Source organism: Frateuria defendens (assembly GCF_001182895.1).
Classification (GTDB): Bacteria; Pseudomonadota; Gammaproteobacteria; order Xanthomonadales; family Rhodanobacteraceae; genus Frateuria_B; species Frateuria_B defendens.
Genome location: NZ_LFQR01000226.1, coordinates 1 through 546, shown reverse-complemented (window position 1 = coordinate 546; position 546 = coordinate 1). Strand labels below are relative to the sequence as shown.

Sequence of the window (546 nt, the reverse complement as noted above, 5' to 3'; positions counted from 1 at the left end):
GTTTCGCCAGGTTCACTTGGCCGAGTTCTCGGCGCTGTTCGTGCAGGTGGTGCAGTTGGCGCGCGAGGCCGGGCTGGTGAAGCTGGGCCGGATCGGCATTGACGGGACCAAGGTCAAGGCCAACGCGAGCAAGCGCAAGGCGATGAGCTATGGGCGCATGCGCGAGCGCGAGCAGCAGCTGAAGGCCCAGATCGAAGGGTTGACCCGGCAGGCCGAGCAGCAGGATGCGGCCGAGGATCGCGAGTATGGCGATCGCCGTGGCGACGAGTTACCGCAGGAGCTGGCGCGGCGCGACAAGCGCCTGAAGGCGATCCAGGCGGCCAAGGCGCGACTGGAAGAACGCCAGCGCGAACAGGACCGGCAGGCCGGTCGCCACGAGGACGGCGATGGCAACACGCGCGGTCCGGGCGGCGGGGTGTGCAAGCGGGCCTTCGGAGAGCCCGAGGCCAAGGCGCAGGACAATTTCACCGACCCGCAGTCACGGATCATGAAGACCGGCAACGGCTTCGATCAGTGCTACAACGCGCAGGCGGCGGTGGACGAGAG

General features: G+C 67.9%; 1 pseudogene. It reads left to right on the top strand.

What is annotated here, in order from left to right:
• Positions 1-546: pseudogene (locus tag ACH65_RS18050) on the top strand (IS5/IS1182 family transposase); the annotation flags it as partial.